This is a genomic window from Frankia sp. CcI49 (assembly GCF_001983215.1).
Lineage (GTDB): Bacteria > Actinomycetota > Actinomycetes > Frankiales > Frankiaceae > Parafrankia > Parafrankia irregularis.
The window spans coordinates 396,592-415,323 of the sequence record NZ_MOWP01000015.1 but is presented as its reverse complement, the minus strand read 5'-3'; the positions used below and the strand labels follow the sequence as shown (position 1 = coordinate 415,323).

The following is an 18,732-nucleotide window of genomic DNA, read 5'->3' as shown; positions in this document are numbered from 1 at the left end:
GCGACGATGGTACGGCGGAGCGCATACAAGCCGCATACAGCGGGCGTACAGCGTCGTTCTGGAGACCACCGAGTCCGTTCTCAGACCACCAGCGCCGGAAATGGCCAGCGGTGGATTCGCGTCGGCAGCCACCATGCGTATCCGCCCTGTTCGAGGACGAGGCGCGCCGCCACGAGCTCGCGCCGTCGCCGGGCCGGCACCTGATCCACCGCGGCTCCGCCGGCCAGGGCGTCGATGGCCGCGAGAGTGTTCGGGTCGTCGAGGACGTGACGCTCCAACGGCCCGAAGCGCCGGTCACGTACCTCGACGAAACCGGGCCCGTTACGGAAGACGCACCGGCCCGGGAAGTACCCGTGCCGCCAGCGCGCGACCGCCGCCTTCGAGGCGCCGAAGATCCACGACGGCGGGAACAGGTGCTCGACCTGGCGGTGGTCCGCACAGCCGGCGTCACACCGCGCGATCCAGTGCACCGCGAAGCCGCGAGCGGTCAGCTCACGGATCAGCGTGAGGGCCCGCACCGCCGGCGCCGCGATGTCGCCGCACAGCGGCACCGGCTCGGCGACGCGCGCATACCGGGCTCCCCGTGCGTACAGGTCGGCCGCCTGTTCGCACAGGTCACCGGTGATCTGATGCGTCCCGAGGGCCATCTGCGGCCGGGGCAGCGCCGCGCGTGCGTAGTCGCGCCACAGCTCCACGGAGACGCCGATCCCGTGCCACGCCTGGGTCGGCGGCTCGGCCGGCGGCTCGGCGCGAGCGAGGTCAGCCGGCCGCAGCGCCACGACGGTCCTCCTCCCAGCGTGCGGTGTCCCGGCGTTCGGCCCCCGGGGGTTCGGCGGGCCGGGCCGCCGCCGACGTCTCGTCGACGACGCCGGGCCGGACCCGCATCAGCACCTGGTTCTCCGCCTCGACGGCGAGTTGGACGTACTTGCCCTCGTCGTGGAAGACGAGGCCCGCGTCCGTCCAGCGTTCGAGCAGCGCGGCGACGGCCGCCGGCCCGATCCGCAGCCGGCGGGCGAGCGCGGCGGCCCCGCGCGGCTGGTCCAGCGCACGGAACAGGCCCAGCTCGGCGGGGGTGGTGAGGTCCAGCACCGTCCAGTCGTAGGCCGGCCGGCTGTTGATCAGCATGATGCGGTCGCCGAAGTCGTGGTATGTCAGCCGGCTGTGCGGGTGCTCGGCCCGCCATCGTTCGACCGCGGCCCCCAGCGTGGCGGCCAGGTCGGCGCCGATCCCCCGCGGCGGCGCAGTGAACAGATAGGCCAGGTCCGCCAGGTCGTCGTCTGGCAGGCGGTAGATCTCCCGGTACTGCGCCGCCGGCCGCCGGTCGGGGAAGCCGAGCTCCGGGCGGTCGAAGTAGGGGCTGAACCGCTCGATGCAGATGCGCATGCTGCCCGCCGGCGGATCCAGATGGTGCAGGGCCGGGAGCTGGCCGAGCACGGAGGTGTAGTCACCGTCGAGCTCCCCGGGGAAGCCGAACAGGTAGTTCCACGAGACGCTGACCCCACTGCTCTGCGCGTCGCGCAGGGACCGGACGTTCTGGCAGCCGCTGACGCCCTTGTCCATCAGCCGCAGCACGTGCGAGCTGAGGTTCTCGATACCGGGCTGGACCTGCGCCGCCCCGGCGTCGCCGAGGGCCTGGAAATGGTGGCGGCGCAGGTTCGACTTGACCTCGAAGTGCAGGCGCAGGTCGTGGTCGGACTCGGCGAGCGCACGCAGCACCGTGTCGAAGTAGCGCATGTCGATGATGTTGTCGACGACGACGAAGTCCAGCACCCGGTGGCGGCGGGCGAGGTCGAGCAGCTCGGCCAGGAACGCGTCCGGGCTCTTGCTGCGGAACTGCATGAGGGATCCGTTGAGCCCGCAGAACGTGCAGTGGTGCTTCTCGCCCCACCAGCATCCGCGGGCGCCTTCGACGAGCAGCGTCGGCGCGTGCCAGGAGGCCGCCACGCTGGCGCCCATGCGCTCGAAGAATCCGTCATAGGTCGGCGGCAGGATCTCCTCGGGCGGCAGCGGGATCTCGGTGGCCGGGTTGGCGACAGGAGTGCCGTCCGCCGCCCGCCAGCACAGCCCGGGCAGGTCCGACAGCCCCTCGGTTCTGTCGGATCCGACGGTGCCCTGGTCGATCGCGTCGAGCAGGGCCGGGAACGTCCGCTCGCCCTCGCCGCGCACGACGAAGTCGACGAACCCGAAGGCGCGGTGCAGCGCCACCCCCTGCGGGCCTTCGCAGTTCGCGCCGCCGAAGACGATCCGCACCCCGGGCAGGCGTTCCTTCAGTAGCCGGGCGACCGCGAGACTGGCGGTGTTCTGCTGGAAGGTCGTGGTGAAGCCGACCACGTCCGGGTCCAGGTCGAGGAGGTCCGCCACGACCCGGTCCACGAACCGGGGGGCGATGCGGTGCAGGGCGCGGGTCAGCTCGATCCGGGCGGGGCTCGCGCCGGCGTCGGCCAGCAGGCGGGCGAAGCTCTCGCCGTCGGCGGGCATGCCGTGCAGGGCACCGGCGAACACCCAGTCACCGGCACCCAGAAAATAGGACGACTCGGTGTAGAACTGCAGCTCGGAGCGGCCGAACTCGATCTCGCCGACGACCCAGTCGGCGAAGTCGAGGTTCGCGTACCGCACCGTCACCTCGTGCCCGCGCCGCTGCGCCGCCGTCCGCAGAATCCCCAGCGCGAGGGACGGAACATGGACCGCCGCCCAGGGCATGTGCACCAGCACGGTTCTCACGGCGTCGGACCTGTCGCGCCGGCCGGCTCCGACGGGCGGGCGGCGGTGGCGGCACCAGCCGTTGCGGCGGTGGGAAACCAGCGGGCGTGCGCCGCGAGGTCACCGGCGTACCGGCGCAGGTGCTCCCGGTCGGGGAAGCCGCGGTCCCACCCCGCCGCGTCGAGGTCCTCGACCGGGCAGCCCCACAGGCCGGCGCAGAACAGGTCGACCAGCTCGGGCCGCAGCCGCTGGCCACCGGAACCCGCCGGACCCGCCGCACCCCCCGCACCCGCAGTGCCCTGCGTGCCGCGCCGCAGCGCGAGGTCGGCGAAAGTCCGTACGGTGGCGACCCGCTGGTACCACTCGCCGAGGCTGGCGGGGAGCACCGTCGGGAGAACGGCCAGCCGGGCCGCCGGGGTGATGCCGTGGCTGCGGGCGAGCGCCCGCAGGACGGCCTCGGATCCGGGCAGCTCCCGCTCGGCCGGCGTCAGCCAGTCCAGGCAGACGTCGGCGACGGCACCGGCGGCGTCCAGCAGGCCGCGGTCGATGGCGAGGCTGACGCACAGCCGCTCCACCTGCCCAGGTGGCGGCGCGGCCACGGTGGCCCCGCTGACACCGCTGACACCGCTGATCCCGGTGGCCCCGCTGAACCCGCCGAACCCGCCGAACCCGGCGTCGGCCGGCGTGCCGAGGAGCGCGGCCAGCACCGCCGCGCGATACCGGCGCGGGAAGTCGGGGTCGGCAAGCGCGACGGCGCCCGCGACCGCGTCATGCGTCACCCAGCTCCCGGCCACATCCCGCCCGCCGAAGGCCTGCGTCCAGCTCGCGGCGTACATCGTGTCGTGGCCGGATATCGCGAGATCCTCGCCGCCGTGCGGGTGGATGAACGGTGACCGGTTCGCGACGAGGGTGAGCAGCGCACGGGCGTCGGCCGCCTTGGCGTCGACGTGGTGGGCGGCGAGCCAGTCGTCGAGTGCCTGTGCCGTCCGGGCCGGCAGCAGGGTCCGCGCGAGCCGGTTGAGCCCGCGCAGGCTGCGCCCCCGGAACGGCTGCGCCTTGACCGCCGCGACGAGCGTGTCACGCTGGCCGCGGTCGAGCACCCCGGCGGCCGTGGCACGCCCGAGATCGAGCCGGATGTTGACCATCGGCTCGGACATGGCACGCAGCCCGTCCTCCTCGTCGCCGTGCACGATCGCGACCTCGTCGTCGCCGTCGATGACGCCGTCCCGGTAGAGCTCGAACACCTCCCCGACGCCGCGCATCCCGTACGGCCACAGCTCCGCGGCGCGCAACGCGCCCATGCTGCTGGAACCGGCGACGGTCACCCCGTCCGCGAGCAGGCCGAGGATCTCCTTGTGCCGCACGGCCGCGCTGTGCAGGAACAGGCCGTCGATCAGCAGGACGACGTCGCCGGGCCGGGCGGCGAGGCGGGCGAGGTCCCCGTGGCGCACCGGCGGCTCGATCCGCGCCTCGGGCAGCAGGCGGTGCACCTGCTCGCGGGCGAGCGAGGGACCGACGTAGGCGATGATGCGCGGCTCAGCCACGGCTCACCTCATGCCTTCCAGAGAAGTGCAGGCCGGGCGCGAACGTCCGCCACACCGGCACCGCGAACTCGGGCCTGGTGAGATCGACGGAGAACGGCTCCGTGCCGGTCCGGGCGGCCACCCGGCGGGCGATCTGGCCGAGGATGCCCTCCAGCGAGGAGAGCAGGTCCGGGGCGTCCGGCACGCTCTCGGTCGCGGGATGGGTCACCGGCGGCCGGGCGTCGAAGTTCCGGCTGCCGTGGTACATCGCGTTCGCGAAGTCGTCGCGGGTGCCGGAGATGAACGTCAGGCGTGACTGCGCGGCCTCGGTGAGCGCGCGCAGCAACGCGACCGTGGGGTCGGGATGGCAGCCGGCGCCGGCGAACAGCACCGGCAGGTCGGCGGCCCAGGTGTAGACCACGTAGCAGGGCACACCCAGCTCGTTGGTGGCGTCGCAGACCTCCAGCCAGCACCGCGCGGCCTCGAAGCCGTCGAGCACCGTGTGGACGGGGCCGGCGGACGCCGTTCGCGGGTCGGTGTAGCGCCGTTGCGACAACGGCGTCGACGCGAGCTGGGCGGTGCAGTCACGCTCCACGATCTCGAGCAGGCCGTGCAGCTTCGCCTCGGTGGCGGTGTTGCCGCTGGCCAGACCGTTGCTGCTGGGCAGGAACTGGATGTAGTCCCAGGCGATGCCCAGGCGGGCGTCCAGGCTGAGGGCCGGCAGCGGCACGGGATGCGGCGTCCCGGTGAGCAGCCCGGGGCCGGTGACCCAGTCCAGCACGAGGGAGTCGGTCAGCAGCGGGCGCGGGGCGACCGACAGGCTGCGCAGGTCGTAGGAGGGCAGGTCATAGGCCTCGCACACCTCGCGCGCCGGGCCCACCCGCTCGGGTGCCAGATGCACGTTCTCCGCGTGCCACGTCTCAATGGACTCCATGACCGCGCTGACCTTGGAATCGATGGGCGTCAGGCCCTTGCCCTGGGAGACCGCCAGCGTCCTCGACGTCGGCCGAACCGCCAGGTACACGGGAATGCCCAGCTCGTCCAGCCCGGTCACGTCCGCCACCCGGGTGATCCCGACGGCCGGCAGCAGGTGCGCGATTCGTTCCCAGGTCTGTTCGGCCGTCACACTGCGGTACGTCCGGACGCCCGCTGTCGGCACCGTGCTCGTCATGCTGCCTCCCGACCATTGCGACCTGCTCCCCTCACCGGGGAGCAGGTCGCGGACCCGGTTTCCGGTTGGAACTAAGCGGTCTTGACGTAGCAGGCGATGACGACGACCGCGGCCGCGCCGGCGGCGACGGTGTCGAGCTCGACGTCGGTCAGCTCGGCCGGGTCGAACGTGGGCGCCGCCGGGGCGTGCAGGACGTGAACGCCCTCGGTGCCGACCCAGTCCTGGACGAGACGCTCGGTGGTGTAGAGCCCGTCCATCGGGGTCTCGTCGATGCGGACCTCACGGCCGGCCTCGACGGGCAGGCCCGCGTCGACGGCGTACTGGCGCGGGTTCGAGCGCAGCCGGGAGATCTCGGACTCGTTGGCCCACAGCTTGTTGAACATGAGCAGGTAGGTGTCAGCGAACTGCTTGGTGTCCTCGATGCCGGCCATGACGGCCCCTTTCTTCGACTGTTCGTTTCTTCGGTGGCCCCGGCGCCGGTCGCGCTCGGTGTGATTCGAAGTTAGCCGGCACCGGCGGGGCGACGGAAGACATTCCTCCGGAATGACTCCCGAATGGCCGGGATGACGTTCTCCCTTACATCGCTCGATGTCATTCTCCGCAAACTCCCGGGCCACGCCATGCATTCTTCTGAAAGGCTTCGACGGATGTCACGGCGACGTGAACCGTGACATCGATTCATGGCACCGGCGGTGGAAACAGCGCACCGGCGGACGGAATCGAATGCCGGGCACGGGCGGGAGGCTGCGGACCCTCCGAGAGCCCACCGGCCCGGCGGCCGGGTAGCCGGGTAGCCGGGCGGCACGGCCCTACTTGGCAAGTCGCAAGAGTGAAGGATTTTTGTCGTTCCAACGACCGAGATCCTTCACTCTTGCGGGCCATCAAGCGCTCGACCGCCCCTTTTACCCCTCTTGGGGTGAGCTGCTGGTGCTGCGCCGCGGCACGCGCACGACAAGCAGGCAGGCGAGCACCTCGTCGAGGCCGTCGAGCAGGAAGACCTCCTGCGCGAGGTCGTCGAAGAACTCCCCCACCACCGCCACGTCGAGCCCCAGCTCCTCGGCCCGTGTGGCCAGTGCCTGGGCCAGCCGGCCGGCCTCCAGCAGGCCGTGGCGCAGCGCACGCAGCCCCAGGCGTGCCCGCAGCGGTCCCAGCCGCACGTGCACACCGAGGACGGCCGCGGCGCCAGCAGCGGTCGTCTCCCGGGGCAGGCAGGCCCCGAGGTCCACCTTTGGCACCGGAGGCCCGATCAGCGCGGCTTCCGTGCGGGCCGTTCCGTCTCCGGGGGCCGCGGCCTCGTACAGGCCTGGTTCCAGACCCGCCACGTCGGCGTTCACCAGCAGCCGTACGCGCGCCGCCGCTGTCACCGCCCCCGAGCCCGCCGGCGCCGAGCCCACCGGCCCCGGGCCCACCGGCCCCGGGCCCACCGATCTCGGGCCCACCGATCTCGGGCCCGCCGGCGGGGATGCGGCCCACAGATTCGCGGCGGCCAGGAGCTCGACCAGCAACTCGGCGCGGACCTCACCAGCCGGCGCCCGCGCAACCGGCACGGCCGACGCCGCCGACGCCGCTGACACCGCCGACGCCGCCGGCACCTGCGACACCGCCGGCACCTGCGACACCGGTGACACCGGTGACACCGCCGACACCGGCGGGCCTGGCACCGCCGAAGCCGGAACCGGCGAGCCTGGCACCGGCGGGACGGACGGGTGCGCCGGCAGTTGAAGCGCGGCCCTCGACGGAAGGTAGCGGCTGGCGTTCAGATAGCGCCGGTCGGCGGCGTCCGGGCCGGCGGCGAAGTAGTCCGCCGGGCCGCCGGGAGCGTCGAGGCCGTCCGGGGCGCGCAGCGCGAGGGTGACCAGGGCGTTGAGCGCGTATTCCTGCTGTGGCCACAGGCCCAGCCGGTTGTGCAGCATGTGCAGCTGGGCGGCCCAGATCCCGGCCCGGCGATCCGGGTCGGTGACCAGCCCGGCCAGCTCGGCCTCGGCGGTGCGGACGTCGGCCGCCCAGCGACCGGCGGGGCCGTGCCCGATCGCGGCCGCGACCTCGGCGGAGCGCCACCGCCTGGCGATGGCCGGGCCCTGGGCCTCGACCCGCAGCGCGGCCAGCGGGGCCAGCACGGCCCCGTCCGGCTCACGTCGCACCGACACCGCACGGCGACGCAGCCAGGCCACCGTCCCCCAGGAATCCAGGCCGCACCCGATCGCGGTGGCGAGCAGCAGGTCGAGCCCGGCCGAGACCCGCAGCCTGGCCGATTCACCGCCACCGCCACCGCCGTCGCCGCCACCGCCACCGCCGTCGCCGTCGCCGTTGCCGTCGCCCGCGCCGCCTGCGCCTTCGCTGCCGCCCGCACCATCGCTGCCGCCCGCACCATCGCTGCCACCCGCGCTACCGCGGTCGCGGCCCGCCAGCTCGGCGAGGACGTCCAGGGCCAGCTGGCTCGAACGGCAGAAGACACGCTCCGCCACCGTGATAGCGCCCCGGCCTCCGTACCGGCTCACCTCCGGCTCGTAGGGCACGGCGCGGATCTCGACCCGGCCACCGTCCCGCAGCGGCTCGCACCGCGCGAGATCGGCGCGTACCGCGGGCTCGCCGGCTCCGCGGAACCGCACCCGCACGTGCGGTCCGCCGTCGGTGTGACGGACGAAGAACCACTCGTCGACCGCTCCCCGTCGCGACAGCTCGGCCATCCGCGGCCCGAGCGCGTCGACGAGGAAGCGGTCGGTCCGTCCGGTCAGGGCGAGTGGATCGGCGGCCTCCCGCCGCGGTCCGGCACCCAGATGGCAGTGCAGGCTGTGCCAGCTCACAGCATCACCGGCCGGCACAGTGCCACCGGCCAGCTCACAGCACCACCGGCCGGCGCAGCATCACCGGCCGGCACAGCACCACCGGCCGGCTCACAGCGCGCGCCGGTAGGTCTCGGCGACGATCTCGACGGCCCGTTCACCGGCGGCAGGTGCCGGCAGTGCCTCCTCGATGACGACTCCGCCGGGGTGCCGGGCCAGCAGCCGTCCCAGCGTGCGGGCGTGCAGGACGGACCCAAGGTCCACGAACTGGGGTTTCGGCAGGTCACCACCTGCGACATCGGTGTCCCCCGCGGCGATCAGCACGACCTGCTCCGGCAGGTTCAGCACGCTTCGCCACCGCGGCACGGTCCAGATCCCGTGGCCGGGCTCGGCAGCGAGCTCGTCGGCCCAGGCCCGCGACATCGCCGCGGGAACGTTCCACCTGGCGCGGCTGAGCACGACGTCGCGGTAGCGCAGCCGGCGCTGGTGGGTGAACGCGCCCAGCGCCGTCTCGACCCGCACGGCCGGGCTGAGGACGTCCGCGAGCTCCACCTGCCCGCAGCCGAGGTCGGTCACCAGCGGCAGCAGCCGGTCCGCCAGCGCCAGTGGCTGCAGGAAACCCAGGTAGAGCAGGTCGAGGTCCGTCCCGGTGGCACGGTGACGCACCCGGATCTGGTCACGCCGCGGATCGTGGACGAGGCAGAGCTGATCTGTGTGGACGTCGCCCCACGCCGGATCGTCGGACACCTCCGCGACGACCAGGGGACGGCTCGCGCCGGGCCGGTCTCCGGGGTCGCCAGGGTCAACAGGGTCAACGAGATGACGGTCCGCAGGCCGGTCGCCGAGCATCGGATGCAGGTTCGCGTTGAACCCGCACACCGGACGCAGCTGGGCGGCGGACGCGTCCGGGCCGAGGGCCCAGCGGACCTGCTCGGCCACCGCGTCGCGGGCCCGGGCACCGAACGCGCCAAGGAATCGGCTGGTGAAACGGCCCCAGCCGCCGTGGACGGAGTTCACACACAGGCCGGTGCCCCGCCCGGTGGTGAGCGGCTGGGCGAACACCGCGTACGACGCCGGCCGGCGCCGCAGCCAGACCGGCAGCCGGCGGGCCGCCTCGTCCAGCAGTTGGTCCGACAGCTCCACCTCCGACAGTTCCATCTCCGACCCGGCGCCCGCGCCCGCGTCAGCGCCGGCGCGGGCGAGCTGTCCCAGGTCGGCGCGCAGACCCTCCAGTTCGGCATTCGTCGCCCGTTCCCACAGGTGCGCGTACTCCGCGCCGAACGCGACCACGTTCTCGCACGTCCCGCCCACGCCATAGCGGTCTACGAACAGGTCGCGCGCGGCCCGGCGCAGCAGCGAGTAGCGGTCGAAGATCTCGAACAGGGGCGCGAGCCGGGCGAGATCGGCGCGGGCGTGCAGACCGTGGCGCTCCCCCAGGGTCAGCACGCCGTCGATGGTGACGTCCTCGGTGAGCGGCGCGGTCTGGGCCGGCTCCGATCCGCCCACCGCCGCCAACCGGCCGTCCAGGCGAGCTGGCCCGGACGGCCCGGACGGCCCGGACGAGCCGGACGAGGCCGCCGCCGCCAGCACGGCTCCCCACTGCGCACGCAGCGCGGCAAGCGCCGCCGGCCGCCGCGACGCCGGGGTCGAGGCGTAGCCGCGGGTGCGGCGGTCGATGTCGGTGAGGAGCTCGGCCAGCTCCGCGACGGCCGGCACCCCAGCGGCGGCGACCGGCAGCCCAGCAGCGGCGGCGGAGGGCGCCGCCGGGTCGACGGAGGAGTCGCAGGCGGCGGTCAGCCAGGCCATGAGCGCCGCGAGAACGTCCGGATGCTGTGGGTCGACCGGCGAGCATGGACGCAGCAGACCCGCCCGCACCAGGCTGTCGACGTACCGCGCGGCCACGGTGGACGCCGCCGCCGACGGGCCCGCCATGCGCGCGGCGAGCGCCGCCGTGAGGCGCGCGACAGGCACACCGGCACCGGCGGGACGTCCCGTCACGTGGTCGAGGACCAGGCGCAGCGGCCCGGTCAGCGGCACGGCCACATCCTGCTCGGGAACGATGATCTTCGGGTTGTCCGTGTGCGCGGTGCGGCGGAACCGCACCTGGGCGCCGTCCACCCGCAGGCCCGGCGCGACCCGGTGGTCGAGCGCAGCGGTCAGGGCCGGATGGGCGGTGAGCAACGCGACCAGCCGGTCGACGAGGTGGCGGTCCGGTGTGGCGGCGGCGAGCACCCGCGCGGTGCCGGCCGACGCCGGCCACCGGTTGCCGAGGCCGGCCGGCGCCCCGTCCCCGGCGGCCCAGCGCCCCCAGCCCACCTCGGTGAACCAGGAGAGCGGGGTCGTCCTGGTCGTAGCCCGCAGGACGTAGCGCAGCACCGTCGGCTCCGATCTGCGCACTCGATCGTCGGGGGCGCCGCGTCGCTGCGCCGTGCGGCTCACGGCACGCAGCAGGTTGTCGCTGATGGTGGCCACCGCCTGCCGCAGCGGCTCGGCCTGGCACAGCTCGGCGAGCGCCACCCGTTCGGCGGCGAGCACCAGGGGCGCCTGGTCGGTACGCGCCGCGATCAGCTCGTCCATCTCGGCGCGGACCTGAAGCCAGCGGTGTGCCAGGACCGGCAGGTCGGGCACCGCGGTGAGAGCGGCCCGCAGCGCGGGCCGCGGTGACCGGCCGTTGTGGACGTCGCGGCGCAGCGAGACGAGCGCCCGGCGCGGCCCGTCCGCCGCCCCACCGGCGCCGGCCTGGGCGTGCAGCAGCTCGGTGAGCGGCTCGGCCTGCTCGGTACACCAGCGATGCAGCTCGACCAGCCGGGTGCCGTCCCGCCGGAAGGCCCGGACGAGATCGGGTTCGGCTCGCGGCGCGAGCGCGGACACCCGCACGACCGCGTAGGGTGCGACGGAAATGGGCTCGGCGATCTCGGAACGGGCGATCTCCGAACGGGCGATCCCGGACTCGGCAATCCCCGATTCGGCGACCTCGGTCTCCGCGCGCCAGGCGGGCGATGTTACAGCGTCAATCGCCATCTGTCACCCCGTTCGTCCACTGCCGCCGGAAATCCCGCTAGCTCGTCGCACCCGCACCCACAAGTGGCCGCCAGGAAATACCTGGTTACGCTCGACGGTCCACCGCTGAAATCAGGGATTACCCGGCCGCCATAACCGCAATAGGCGGCGAAATTGCGGGATTCACCTTTGCCGAGGTCGCGGGCGACGGTACAACACTAGAATGCTCCGCATACACCCGGCGTACATGCCAGGTACAGGCCGTGACGCATCCGCGCCAAGCCTGCGTTTCGATCTCCTCGGGCCGCTGGCGGTGCACCTCGACGACCATCCCGTGCGGCTCGGCTCGGTCAAACAGCGACTGCTCCTCGCGGCCCTGCTCAGCCGGCCGAACCAGGCCGTCCGCACCGGGGAGCTGACCCGGGTGCTGTGGACGGGCGAGCCGCCGCCGTCCGCGGCCGCGAACCTGCGCACGTACGTTCTCGGGCTCCGGCGCGCGGTGGAGCCCGCAGCCGGGGCACCGCGGCTGTCGGCCACATCCGGCGGCTATCTGCTGCGGGTGGAGGTCGACGAACGTGACGTGGACCGGTTCGACACCGCCGCCGAACGCGGCCGCAGCGCCCTCGACGCCGGTGACGCCTCCCGGGCGAAGACGGCGCTGACCCGTGCGGTGACGCTGTGGCGCGGCGCGCCGCTCGACGGCCTTCCGCTGCCGCGAGCGCTCGCCGCCTGGGCCGACCGGCTCCAGGAACGGCGGCTGCTCGTCGAGGAGGACCACGCCGCCGCCCTGCTGGCCCTGGGTGGTGAGAGTGAGGCGGTACAGCGGCTGCGGCCGCTGCTGGAACAGCATCCGCTGCGGCAGCGGGCGTGGGGGCAGCTGATGGTGGGGCTGTACCGCCTGGGTGACGTGGCCGGCGCGCTCGACGCGTTCCGGGCGGCACGGGCGGCTCTCGCCGAGCAGGCGGGCCTCGACCCGGCTCCGGGGCTTTCCCGGCTGCACGACGACATCCTGCACAACCGCGCCGTCCTGGCCGAGCGCTACGACGCCCGGCCGTCCCGCGCGCCGGGCCCGGCTCCGCGTCCCGGCTGCCACGAGCTGCCACCGACCGTCGAGCCGCTGGTCGGCCGGGACGCCGATCTCGCCACCATGCTGTCGTGGGCGCGCGGCGACGACGGCCCGGTGATCGCCCTGCACGGCCCGGGCGGCGTGGGGAAGTCGTCCCTGGCCGTGTCCGCCGCGCACGCGCTCGCCGCGGTGTTCCCCGGCGGCGTCCTGTACGCGGACCTGCGATGCACCGACCCGGCGAACGTCGGCCCCGGGGGCGGCGCCCTCGGCAGCGGCGCCGCCGGGAACGGCGGCCCCGTGCGACCCGTCGAGGCGCTCGGCCGCCTGCTGCGGGCGCTGGGCGTCCCCGGTGACGCCGTCCCCACCGAGACGGGTGAGGCCGGTGCCGCCTACCGCCGCGAGCTCGCCGGCCGCGGGGTGCTGGTCGTGCTCGACAACGCGGACAGCGCGGCGCAGGTCGCACCGCTGCTGCCCGCCGACCCGACCTGCGGGGTCCTGGTGACCAGCCGGCGGCGTCTCGCCACCCTGCCCCGCGGCCGGCATCTCGCGGTCGACCCGCTCACCCGGGACGATGCCATCGCTCTGCTCGCCGCCGCCGGGGCGGGGCAGCGGGCGACGGACGACCCGGACGCCGCCGGCCGGGTGGCTGACCTGTGCGGGCAGCTGCCGCTGGCACTGCGCACCGCCGGGGCCCGGCTGGCCAGCCGGCCGCAGTGGTCGCTGTCCGCGTTCGCCGACCGGCTTGCCGACCCGGCCCGGCGGCTCGACGAGCTGTGCTACGACGACCTGCGGGTCCGCGACGCGCTACAGCCCGCCTACCTGGCTCTGTCTGCCGGCACCGAGCACGAGCGGGAATGCGCCCGGGCCTTCCGCCTGCTCGGGGTCGCGCCCGCCCCGACGGTGACGCTCCAGGCGGCGGCCGCGCTCGTCGACCGGCCCGCGGACCGGACCCGCCTGCTGCTCGACACCCTCGCCGATCACCGCCTGCTGGAGCCGCATCAGGACGGCCGGTACACGCTCCCGGAGTTGCCGCGGGCGTACGCGCACGAACGCGCCCGCGACGAGGAGAGCCGCGCCGCGCGGGACGAAGCCCTGCGACGCCTCACGCTCTCCTACCTCACCGTCGCCGATCACGCCGTGACGCTGGATGACGCCGGCACCACCGCCGACACCGACATCGCGGCCAACACCGATAGCGCAGCCGACACCAATGCCGGCACCGGCCTCCACGCCAACCCGGCGTGGGCGGTGCGGCCGGCGGACGTGACCCGCTGGATCGAGGCCGAACACCACACGATCAGCGCGTTGTTCACACAGGCCAGCAGGTCCGAGGGCGACCTGCCCGAGCTCGCCGTCCGGCTGGCCCGCGCCTGCGGCGGCCTGTGCGCCCACCACGGCCATCCCGCCACCGCGCGCATGCTGCTCGACGGCGCCGTCGACGTCACCGGACAGCGCGAGATAGCTGACCAGCACATCGCCGCGTTGTTTGACCGCGCGCGCGTCCGCGCCGCCACGGGGGACGTCCACGGCGCCCTCACCGACCTGCTCGACTGCGCGCGCGTGTTCGAACCGCCTCGGTCGGCACGCCCGCCGCGGCGATGATCCGGCCCTCGGCCGCGGCGGGCCTCGGCCGGTCGCTTCTGGTAACCCGCCCAGAACCCGACGATCGCATGCGACGATCTGGATGTGGCCGAGGAACGTCAGCCGGGGCAGACGACGGTCTTCGTGATTCACACGGACACCGACGTCGACTCCGGCTGGGCCGCGTGGATCGCATGGAGCCTGCAGGAGTCCGGCTATCGCGTCGAGATCGCCGCCTGGGCGGTGCCGGGCACGAACCTGGGGGTATTCCGCGAGAATGCGCTGAAGCACGCCGACCTTGTGCTGATCGTTGTTTCGTCGAGGTTGACCACCTCGGTCGCGAGCCAGGTGGAGTGGCTGGCTGCGCTGCACCAGGACAAGCGAACGATACCGGTACGGGTGGAGCCGTGCGATCCGCCGGCGGGACTAAGTCAACTCGCCCCGATCAACCTGGCCGGCCTCAATAGCGAGGAGGCTCACCGTGACCTCCTGCGGGGAATTGACAATGCGCGCCGTGGATCAGGTCTACCAGAACTTCCACCTCCTTTTCCCGGAGGGGTTGCGAGTCACCCGGAGCCGTTTTTCCCCAGCTACACGCCAACGAGCTTCTTCGACTGGGTCCGCGACGCCTTTCTGGCCCGGAACGCCGACGCCGACATCGTACGGGTCGCTGCCGACGGTATTACCACACCGTTTTTCGAGGCTGTGCAGAAAAAGAGCGACAGGGAAGAGCGATGGCTTGTCGGACTGTCACCGGAGGGCCTCGACAGCTCCGTTCTCGCAGCCTTCTTCCACGAGCTCAGTGGGTTCCGGACACGCAACAGGCGGGTCCGGGCCGAGCTGGTGTACGGCGGCCGGCTGGCCGACGAGGAGCTGGTCTACGAGGCCGACCAGCGGGGAGTTCGGGCGCTCAGCCTCGCGCAGTACGACGGGCAGTGGGATTTCAGGGACTACCGCGATCGCCAGCGCGAGCGGCTCGCCGCCGATCTGCTGTACCAGCCGGAGCTCTATGTTCCGCAGCGCTTCAAGGTACTGGGCGACCCTGCCGACATCCCGGCCGGCACGGGCGGAATCGCCGGAAGCCTCTGTGAGCAGGTCATCGACTGGCTGAACCGCGACGCCCTGCAGTTCGTCCTGGTGATCGGCGACTTCGGCCATGGGAAGACGTTCCTGCTGCACGAGCTCGCGCGCCGGCTCGGGGACACCGACCTACCTGGTGTCGTACCCATCCTGATAGAGCTGCGGGACGTCGACCGCAAACATGGCATCGACACCCTGCTGTCGTCACACCTGACCGCGCACGGCGAGGACGGCGTGAGCGTTCGGGCCCTGCGGCGAATGGTCGAGCGCGGCCGCGCCGTAATTCTCTTCGACGGCTTCGATGAACTCGCCTCGAAACTGACCTACGAAACCGCGAACGAGTACCTGAACCTGCTTCTCGACGTGGCCGACGGGCATGCGAAGGTCGTTCTCACGAGTCGTACGCAGCATTTCTACGACGACCGGCAGATGGACGACATCCTGCGGTGGCGGATATCAGCACCGAACTGCCACAAGGTGAAGATCGCGGGCTTCGACGAGGAGCAGGTCACCGACTATCTGACCCGACACTTCCTGCTTCAGGCACCCGACTCCGAGGAGCCTGCCGGCGGGGTCGGGCACGACGAGGCGCTCCGGGCCGAGGCAGCCGCGAGGGCACACACCCGGCAGCAGTTCATCGACAGCAACAACCTGCGAGCGCTGTCACACAACCCGCGGATGCTCTCGTTCGTCGCGATGCTCGACGACACCGCGCTGGCGGTGGCGGCGCGGCACGACGGACTGACGACTCCGACGGCCCTTTACGAGGCCGTGGTGACGCACTGGTTGGAGTACGAGGCGCAGCGACGACGCGAGACGTCGATGGTCGACAGCGGCCTCGACGCCACCACGCTGCGGGAAGCCGTGGAACAGCTGGCACTGACCATGTGGGAATCCGGCAGGGACACGATCGACCGCCCCGGGCTCCTGACGGTGAGCCGGTCGCTGGAACACCTGTACCGGGGGCGGCTCGACCCGCCGCAGGCGGCCTTCGTCATCGGCTCCGGCAGCCTGCTCGTGCGGGACGGGCCGGACGAGTTCGCGATCTTCTCCTTCGGCCACCGCACCGTGCTGGAGTTCCTGGTGACCTCAGCGATCGCCCGGCTCACGGACCTGGCTTCCCTTCGATACTTCTTCCAGCACCGCGAGATCTCCGACGCCATGGTCGACTTCTTCCACGGTGCGCCGGCGACCTCCCGACTCGTCGAGTGGGCCGCCGCCGAGCTGGGCGCCGGGCAGGCCGAACCGGTCCTGCACAGGAATGCCCTGCGCATAGCGGAATGCTTCGGTATCCACGTTCCGGCGGTTCGACTCGGTGGCGTCTCGCTGGCCGGGCAGACGGTCTCCGGGTGGGACTGGAGCTTCACCAACCTGGCGGGAGCGGACCTCACCAGGGTTCACCTCAGTCGGATGAACCTGCAGGGCGCTGATCTGTCCGGCGCGAGGCTGCGCGACGCCCAGATCGACATGACGCGCCTGCGCCAAGCGGACCTCAGTGAAGCGGACCTTGCCGGCAGCCGGCTATATGACGTGGACCTGACCGAGGCGAACCTGACAGGCGCGTCCCTGCGAGGTGCGGAACTGTTCGAGCCCGAGCTGGCTCGGGCTCGACTTGACGGCGGTGACTGGCGCCGGGCGGCCGTGTTCACGCGGCATCCCGACAGGCTTCCGGTCGCGCCGCAACTGAGCCAGGCAGCGGTGGCCGGCCGCGATCAGATCGTCGTGCAGACCCCACCCGCCATCGCTGATGTTCACGCGATCGGGTTCTCGCCGGACGGGTCGATGCTCGCCGTCCTGCTGGACGACGGTGTGGGTGTCCTTGATGTGGCACGACAGCGCTTCCTCCGGCTGCTTCCCCTGCCTCGATCAGGCGACGCCGTCGCGGTGGCGTTCGCCGGCGGGGGGACGACTGTCGCCGCTTTCCGCGCCGACGGGACCTCGGTCGTGTGGAACACCTCCGGCCCCAGGATCGAACCGGTCACCATCGACGGCGGCACCGGCGGTGGCAGCGGCCGCAGCGGCCTGTCCCCGGCGGCCGGCGGACCGCAAGGCGCGCGGCCCGGCGGCGGTCGGGTCGTCGTCAGCGCGGACGGCGAGAAGAACGCCTGGAGTGCCGGAGACGACCACGAGGTCGAGATCCGCGACACTCTGACCGGGCGCCGGATCAGCCGGATCGCCCCGTCGAGGTGCCCGCCGGCTCTCAACTCCGATGGGACGTTGGCCGCCACCTCACGTGGCCGGCACGTGGTCCTCTGGGACACGTCGACCGGCGAGCAGACGATGACGATCGACAACGAGGCGATCGTGTCCTCTCTGTGCTTCGGCGGGTCCGGGCTGTTCGTGACATGCAGCGGCGACCCGGCGATCCGGCTCTGGGACCCGGCGACGGGTGCCCGGTCAGCCGGTCCCACCGGGTTCGGAGGCCGCGAGCACACCGGGGGCTTCGGTGACGTGAACGCCGTGGCGGCGGATCAGGCTGGGCGGACGCTGGCGGTCCTCCACACGGCGGCTCCCCGTGCCGGAGCGACGTCCGTCCCTCGGCTGAGCAGGTGGAACGTCGATTCCGGCGGGCCACTGCCTGATCTTCGCCTGCCCGATCCGCACCTGCCCGGCCGCGGCCACCGCCTCGGCCCACCGCAGCTGGCGGCGAGTGGCTCCCACGTCGCGATGGTCGTAGACAGACGCCTGACGCTGTGGGACACCAGCACCCGCGGGCGGAGCGCGCTGCCGTTCGCGGTACCTCGGGAGACGGTTGTGTCGATCTCCGGCAACGGCACCCGGACGGCCTCCTCCACCGGGCGCGCCGTCGTCGTGTGGGAGACCGCGACCGGAGCCGAGCTGCGGCGTTTCGATCCGGATCTGATGCCCACGGCGATCGCTCTCGACGAGGACGGCGGCCGCCTGGCTGTGTGTGACGCGGGCGGGGACGTCCATCTGGTGGCCGTCGACGCGCACCGGTCGGGCGCCACGCCACGCCCCGCGCCCCGTTGGCATGCCGGCCCGGGAACCGTCCGTTGCCTGGCCTGGAGCCCGGACGGCTCGCTGGTGGTGTGCTTCGACGACGGCCGGGTGACCGTTCTGGACCGGCACGGCGTCGCGGCCGGCGGGACGCGGAACGAGCCGTCGTGGCATCCCGCCGGCGTTGTGGCGGTCGCCCACGGCCGCCGGCAACGCCAGATCGTCACCTCTGACGAGCATGGAGGGCTCCGGATCGCACCATTCCCGCACGCGACCACCCGGCCGCAGCACCGGCCAGGTCATCGGGGCACACTCGCGCTCTGCTACCAGGACACGCGGCTGCTGACAGCGACAGCGGTCGGGAGTGTCGCGACCGTACACGTCACGGAGCTGGGCCGGCAGACGGCCTACCCCTCTGCCGGCAGAGACCGCCCGCAGCCGGTGCACTGCCGCGTCGCCGCGCCGTTCGCCGGCGACGTGCGCTCCGCGGCGTTCGGTGACGGAGGCGAACTGCTCGCGACGGCCCATGCCGACGGCAACATCCGGTTGTGGCTGACCCGCAGCGGCGCTCTCGCGGCGACGGTCGTCCTCGCGGGCGACGGCGACCGGGCGGTGTTCGACGAGGAGGGCGGCTTCTGCCACGCCGGTGACGGCCCGCTGCCGATGTGGTGGGTGATGAAGCTGCACCGCATGTCGATCGAGACCGTCTCGGGGGTGGCCGGCGCCGTCCAGCCGCTGTCGGCCCGGCGGCCGATCCGGCAGTTGGAGCGGCTGGTCGCGCACCGGCAGTGGCCGTGACGGCCGTCGTCGACGCGAATGCGGCTCTACCTGGTGTTTTCGGCAGCCTTTATGACATGCGCAGGTATGCTG

9 protein-coding genes are annotated in these 18,732 nt (G+C 72.9%); 2 read left to right on the top strand and 7 right to left on the bottom strand.

From position 1 onward, the window contains the following. Positions 1-80: 80 nt before the first annotated feature. From CcI49_RS15045 to CcI49_RS15015, 7 genes are all read right to left on the bottom strand, one after another. Positions 81-779 carry a DUF5825 family protein gene (locus CcI49_RS15045; protein WP_241840069.1) on the bottom strand — a complete coding sequence of 233 codons (699 nt, stop codon included), beginning with the start codon at positions 777-779 and terminating at the stop codon, positions 81-83. Continuing rightward, positions 760-2,721, bottom strand: a complete 1,962-nt coding sequence (locus tag CcI49_RS15040; protein ID WP_076827250.1) for a RiPP maturation radical SAM C-methyltransferase — start codon at positions 2,719-2,721, stop codon at positions 760-762. The genes CcI49_RS15045 and CcI49_RS15040 overlap by 20 nt, the downstream gene beginning before the upstream one ends. Continuing rightward, a complete protein-coding gene (locus CcI49_RS15035; protein WP_076827248.1) occupies positions 2,718-4,244 on the bottom strand; it encodes a TfuA-like protein in 1,527 nt (508 codons plus the stop codon). Before CcI49_RS15035 ends, CcI49_RS15040 begins: the two co-directional genes overlap by 4 nt. Next, positions 4,237-5,394: a YcaO-like family protein gene (locus CcI49_RS15030; RefSeq protein ID WP_054569301.1), complete on the bottom strand. Its 1,158-nt coding sequence runs from the start codon at positions 5,392-5,394 to the stop codon at positions 4,237-4,239. Before CcI49_RS15030 ends, CcI49_RS15035 begins: the two co-directional genes overlap by 8 nt. Before the next feature lie 71 nt (positions 5,395-5,465). Next, positions 5,466-5,825, bottom strand: coding sequence for a hypothetical protein (locus tag CcI49_RS15025; protein ID WP_054569302.1), 360 nt, complete (start codon positions 5,823-5,825; stop codon positions 5,466-5,468). 471 nt (positions 5,826-6,296) lie between these two features. After that, on the bottom strand, positions 6,297-8,198 hold the full coding sequence (locus CcI49_RS15020) for a thiopeptide-type bacteriocin biosynthesis protein (RefSeq protein ID WP_076827246.1): 1,902 nt from the start codon (positions 8,196-8,198) through the stop codon (positions 6,297-6,299). Between the two features lie 90 nt (positions 8,199-8,288). Further along, the gene (locus CcI49_RS15015) at positions 8,289-11,198 is read right to left on the bottom strand and encodes a lantibiotic dehydratase (RefSeq protein WP_076827244.1); all 2,910 of its coding nucleotides are present in this window, start codon (positions 11,196-11,198) and stop codon (positions 8,289-8,291) included. Between the two features lie 226 nt (positions 11,199-11,424). Here CcI49_RS15015 and CcI49_RS15010 point away from each other — a divergent pair, with 226 nt between their 5' ends. Then, positions 11,425-13,845, top strand: a complete 2,421-nt coding sequence (locus tag CcI49_RS15010; RefSeq protein ID WP_158230771.1) for an AfsR/SARP family transcriptional regulator — start codon at positions 11,425-11,427, stop codon at positions 13,843-13,845. 84 nt (positions 13,846-13,929) lie between these two features. Continuing rightward, a complete protein-coding gene (locus CcI49_RS15005) occupies positions 13,930-18,660 on the top strand; it encodes a TIR domain-containing protein (protein WP_076827240.1) in 4,731 nt (1,576 codons plus the stop codon). Positions 18,661-18,732 lie beyond the last annotated feature (72 nt).